Origin of the sequence: Synechococcus sp. R55.7, from assembly GCF_047461955.1 — a bacterium.
Classification (GTDB): Bacteria; Cyanobacteriota; Cyanobacteriia; order Thermostichales; family Thermostichaceae; genus Thermostichus.
On sequence record NZ_JANSIC010000210.1, the window covers coordinates 1 to 4,600 of the forward strand.

The window sequence follows — 4,600 nt, forward strand, 5'->3', positions numbered from 1 at the left end:
GTTGATCCCTACCTTTTCCCCGCAAGGGGACGGAAACCTGAGCTACGCGAGGCGAGAGGAGAGAGAAAGGAAAGTTGATCCCTGCCTTCTTCGAGACATCCTTGAGAACTGAGACTGGCGGATTCTAGGGTGGATCCCTAGCGCAGGAAACGGGCCAGCAGCACCAGTCCGATGCCGCCGAACAAGATGTTGAAGCTCCAGGCTGCCGCCCAAGGGGGAAGGGCTCCCACTTCTCCCAAGCTGCGAGACACGCTCAGAACCACGTAGTAGCCAAACACCAACAGGATCCCGAAGACGACGCCCCCGTAGCGTCCCACCCGCCGGGCAGTGCTGGATCCCAGGGGGAGCGAAATCAGCACGGCAAAAAAGCTGGCCAAGGGCAGGGAGAAGCGCATGTGGAACTCGGTGCGCAGAGCCTGAGTATTGAGATTGGAGCGGGCCAAACGGGAAATCCGCTCCGCCAGCTCCGGCAAGCTCAACTCGCTGGGGGGAACCGGCGGCTGCATTAGGGTAGCCAGATCCTGGGAAACTTGCAGCGGCTTGCGATGAAACGTTTGCTCGGCAATGCTGAGACCCGTGGGGCCGTAAAGGTGGGTCGCTCCTTCGCTGAGGCTCCACTCCAGTCCGTTCCACACTGCCTGAGCGGCCAAGGTCACTTCCGCCAACTGGTATTTGCCTCCCGGCAAGGGATCCACCCGCAAAATCGTAACATCTTGCATCGTATTTAACCGGGGATCCACTTGGCGGATGAAGAACCAGAGGTTGTCTTCGGTTTTGAAAAAGACATCGTATTGCACCGGGGTGGTGGCCTGGGCCAGCAAAGCTTGCTGATCGATCTGGCGGATTTGCTGTTTACTGGCCGGCAGCAGCACGTTGCTAATGAAAAAAGCGCTCAAGCTCATGGCCAACCCCACCAGCAGCAGGGGCCGGAAAATCCGGCTAAACGGGATCCCGGCTGCCCGCATAGCGGTGATCTCGCTGTTGCCGCTCAGCTTGCCCAAGGTGAGCATGGTGGCAAAAAAGGCGGCAATGGGCATACCCAGCACCACCATCTCCGGCAGATCCAAAACCAAGAGGCGCAACACCGTCAGGGGGGGGACGGATCCCTCGACCAGCCGCTCGGCCAGGGTAAACAGTCGGCCCACCAGCAGCAGCAGGGTTCCCCCTGCAATACCGGCCAGCACCGGGGTGAGCATCTCCCCAAACAGATAGCGCTCCAGCAGCCAGAACTTGGTGAGCAACCGTGCCATGTTTGAGAATTGAAAGGGATCGCCCTTCTCCCCAAGGGAGAGGCGAGTTGCAATAGCCGAAGAATCGGCGGCAAAAGCCCTGAACCAGGCTTATCGATTTATTCTCGCTCAAGGGCTTGGGGCAGGTGGGGGAAACGACTCCGTTTTGTCGGCAGGATCCAAACGCGGCTGAGGAGAGTTGAGGGGAGGTTCGGACGCGGGATCCAGCTCGGCACCCCAGGTGACCAGGTAGGCCCGCTGTTCGGGGGAAAGGCGGCGAGCCTGGCGGAAATCTGCCCCTGCCACGATAGCTCCGGTGTAGGCCCCGGTCTTGAAATCGGGCTTTTGCCCTGGCTGAGCAGGGGAAGCTGTCTGAGGGGATCCCACAAACAGCAAAGCGCGGTAGAGATCGGCCCCGCGCAGGTCGGCATTCCGCAAGTTAGCTCCGCACAGATTGGTGTGGCTGAGATCGCAGCCGCTCAGGTTGGCCCGCTCCAGGCTGGCTTCGCTGAAATCCACCGCCCGCAACAGGGTGCCATGCAGGTCGGCTCCCTCCAGCATCGTGCCCAGGTTGACCACTCGGATCCCGTGCAGGCGATCCCGCTGGTAGCCCCCCTTGCCATCCAGGATAGGTCGGCCCAGGTGTTCGTCTCGCCGCAGAGGGCTGAGCAGGTTAGCGGTGGAGAGAAAGCGCAGGATCTTGGCTTTGCCGAAGCGATCCACCCCGTTCAACAAAGCAGCCGTGCGCCCGGCAGCAATGGCCCGCTCCAGGGGCCAATCGTCCAACTGCCCATCGGGAGACAAGACCAGGTTGGAAATGCCTTCAAAGTAGGCGTCGATGGTCTGCTGCTGGGTAATGATATTCTGCTGAATGGTGAGATCGCGGGAGATGATGTACTGCCGCCAGGCAATGTAGGCAGCCAGGATGGCAATCAAGATTTGGCCTGTGGCCCCGAACACTTCTCCCAAAGCCCCAATTGCTTCCCAACTCAGGGATCCCAAGGCAGAAAACAGCCCGCTCCCGGCAACCCCTCCCATCAGGGCCAAGCTGAGGGCCACTCCCGCCCAGGCCAATTGAGGCCAAGTGGTCAGCCACTGCCAAAGACGGCGTCCGATCTGAGCCCAAAGCGATCGCCCCCACCAGCCCGCCAGGCCCAGCCAAGCCAGCACCGCCCCCCAGCCCAAGACCGGCTGAGCCATCAGCTTTCCCAAGAGCAGCAAGAAGGCCGGGATCCCCAACAGCAGCAGATGAATCAGGGGTTGCCACGGTGAGACCGGAGACAGCAGGATCCCGGATTCAAGCAGCGACGGCTCTTGGGGCAGATGTTCGGGGACAAGGGTTTTGTAGGTCATGGCGCAAGCAGGGAGGTTACTCTAGGGCTAGTGTTAGACTTGCAAAAAAAGCCTGCGTTAGTCCGTATTTAGAGTTGGAGAATAGGGCAGGCCCCTGCCTGCTCAGTTTGGTAGGATAACCTCGGCCTTTCTTCTCTAGCCCAGCCTGGTGTGAGGATAACCACCATGATCTCTTCCTTATTGTCCTTACTGCCTATTGGTCTGCAGAAATCCGGCGAACACCAATCTACAGCAGTCCTGCCCGGCCTGCGGGCGCAGCGCCATCGTTCTGCAATGCTGACGCGGCTGGCAACCTCTCTGATGCTTGGCACCACCTTACTGCTGACAGCAAAGTTGGATCCCGGCTGGGCGCAAACTTCCCTGGACACTGGTATTACCGGCGAGCAGACCCTGCCTCAAGCTCCCCCGCTCCCGGACAATCGCCCGGCCATTTTCGTGGATGCAGCCAACGGCAGCGATACCCGTGGGGATGGATCCCGCAATAACCCCTTCAAGACGATTACTTATGCCATTCAGCGGGCTGAGGCTGGCAGCGTCATTCAGCTTTTTCCCGGGGTATATAGCGAGGAGAGCGGCGAAACCTTCCCCATCCGTCTGAAAGCCGGCCTCACCTTGCGTGGGGACGAGTCCACCTTGGGAGAGGGCTATCTCATCACCGGCGGCGGTACCTACATGAGCCCGACCCTAGGCCGACAAAATGTTGCTCTGCTGGCAGAGACCGGCGCAGAAGTGCGAGGAATTACCCTGCGCAACCAGGGGCGGCGCGGCTATGCCCTCTGGGTGGAATCTGCCTCCCCGCGCATTCTCAACAACAGCTTTGTGGGCAGCATCCACGATGGGATCTTCATTGCCGGCGCTTCCAATCCCTGGGTGGAGGGCAACCGCTTCTATAAAAACGGGGCCAACGGCATTTCCGTCTTGGGCACCTCCCAGCCCACCATCATCAATAACCTGTTCCAGGAGACCGGCTTTGGCATCACCATCGACCAGCGCTCGGCGCCTATTGTGCGCAACAACCGCATCCTGCAGAACCGTACTGGCGTGATCGTCGGGGGCAGCTCCAGGCCCATCCTGCGCAACAATCTCATCGCCCAGAACTTGGAGACCGGCCTCACCGCCATCACCACTGCCCAGCCGGATTTGGGCACGGCCACGGATCCCGGCAACAACATCTTTGAGGGCAACGGCCAATACGATATCAACAACGCCACCCGCGGCCTGCGCCTCAATGCCAACGGCAACCAACTGCGGGGCCAGGTCAAAGGGGATCTGGATCTGTCCGGTCAAACCACCGTTGCCGCCCTTCCCGACAGCGCTCCCCGCCCCATTGCCCCTGGCACTTTGGCTCTGCCCAGCGCTCCGGCCCAGCCGGCTACTCCCAGGGATCCCCGGCCAGCCGCTGAGACCCCCTCCACCTTACCGGTTGTGACGGTGCCCCAGTCTACTGCCCCGGTTCCCCCCTCTCCGCCCCAAGGATCCGGAGGGCGCATCTTGCCAGATCCCTCCAGCCCTCAGGCAACTCCCCAGCCCCAACCTCCGGGGGAGCAGTTTGTGGCTGTCCCCTTCACCCCCGATGGCTCTACCACACCTGCCCAGCCGGCTGACCCTGTTCCCAGGCCACCGTCGGCTCCCCTCACAGATATCACCACCCTTCTGCCCCCGCCGGCCCGTCGCTCATCGGCAGGGATCCCGGCCACTCCCTCTGCTCCCACTACAACTCCAGTTGCCCCCCCTGTGGTTGCTGTGGGTAACGACTCCGTTTCGCCAACGCGAACGGCAACTCAATTTCGCGTGTTGGTGACCCCCAAGAGCAGCGATGACTTGAACCGATTGCGGCAGCTCATCCCCGAGGCGGTGGAAACGGTTTTCAACGGCAGAACAGTGTTGCAGGCGGGCCTGTACGACAGTCGCAGCCAGGCCCAGTCGGTCTTGGATCGGCTGTTGGATGCCGGCTTTGAGGCAGTTGCCGAGATGATTTTCCGCTAGCGACCCCCCACACTGCCGGCTTGCTTCTCCAT

Annotated in this window: 3 protein-coding genes; 1 reads left to right on the forward strand and 2 read right to left on the reverse strand. The window is 61.1% G+C overall.

Annotation, left to right across the window (positions count from 1 at the left end):
• Window positions 1-137 precede the first annotated feature (137 nt).
• A complete protein-coding gene (locus tag NW820_RS10375; protein ID WP_414407437.1) occupies window positions 138-1,250 on the reverse strand; it encodes an LptF/LptG family permease in 1,113 nt (370 codons plus the stop codon).
• A gap of 108 nt (window positions 1,251-1,358) precedes the next feature.
• Window positions 1,359-2,582, reverse strand: coding sequence for a pentapeptide repeat-containing protein (locus NW820_RS10380; protein ID WP_414407438.1), 1,224 nt, complete (start codon window positions 2,580-2,582; stop codon window positions 1,359-1,361).
• A gap of 165 nt (window positions 2,583-2,747) precedes the next feature.
• Here NW820_RS10380 and NW820_RS10385 point away from each other — a divergent pair, with 165 nt between their 5' ends.
• Window positions 2,748-4,568: a DUF1565 domain-containing protein gene (locus tag NW820_RS10385; RefSeq protein WP_414407439.1), complete on the forward strand. Its 1,821-nt coding sequence runs from the start codon at window positions 2,748-2,750 to the stop codon at window positions 4,566-4,568.
• Window positions 4,569-4,600: the final 32 nt, after the last annotated feature.

What these genes read in the sequence shown, in the direction of transcription:
- NW820_RS10385 (WP_414407439.1), top strand. Translation starts at nt 2,748, where the DNA reads ATGATCTCTTCCTTATTGTCCTTACTGCCTATTGGTCTGCAGAAATCC.
- NW820_RS10380 (WP_414407438.1), bottom strand. Translation starts at nt 2,582, where the DNA reads ATGACCTACAAAACCCTTGTCCCCGAACATCTGCCCCAAGAGCCGTCG.
- NW820_RS10375 (WP_414407437.1), bottom strand. Translation starts at nt 1,250, where the DNA reads ATGGCACGGTTGCTCACCAAGTTCTGGCTGCTGGAGCGCTATCTGTTT.